The organism is Isoptericola croceus (assembly GCF_029382255.1).
Lineage (GTDB): Bacteria > Actinomycetota > Actinomycetes > Actinomycetales > Cellulomonadaceae > Isoptericola > Isoptericola croceus.
On record NZ_JARLLG010000227.1, the window covers coordinates 1 to 274 of the forward strand.

The following is a 274-nucleotide window of genomic DNA, read 5'->3' on the forward strand; positions in this document are numbered from 1 at the left end:
GCGCTTCCAGATCAGCATCCGGCGGCAGGGACCTGAGGACGTTGGTGAGGTTGAGGCCTGGGTTACGAAAGGCCACCTTCACCAGCACCTTTTGAAGAACTCCCGCGCAGATCTTGCGCGACTCGTCGGCCAGCTGCTTTGGGATCTTCTCCCAGAGTCGCTGGAGGACCTTCGCCATGCCTTTGAAGAACAAGCTGAGCTTGGCGCTAGGTTGGAGGTGCTCGTCGGAAGAATACCCGTGGTCCTCCATCCCCAGCTGCGCCAGCTCCCCATC

General features: G+C 60.6%; 1 protein-coding gene. It reads right to left on the reverse strand.

The annotated features are described in order from the left end of the window. Window positions 1-274, reverse strand: a 274-nt coding sequence (locus PZC42_RS24605) for a hypothetical protein (RefSeq protein WP_277214122.1), incomplete at both ends; no start/stop codon positions are given.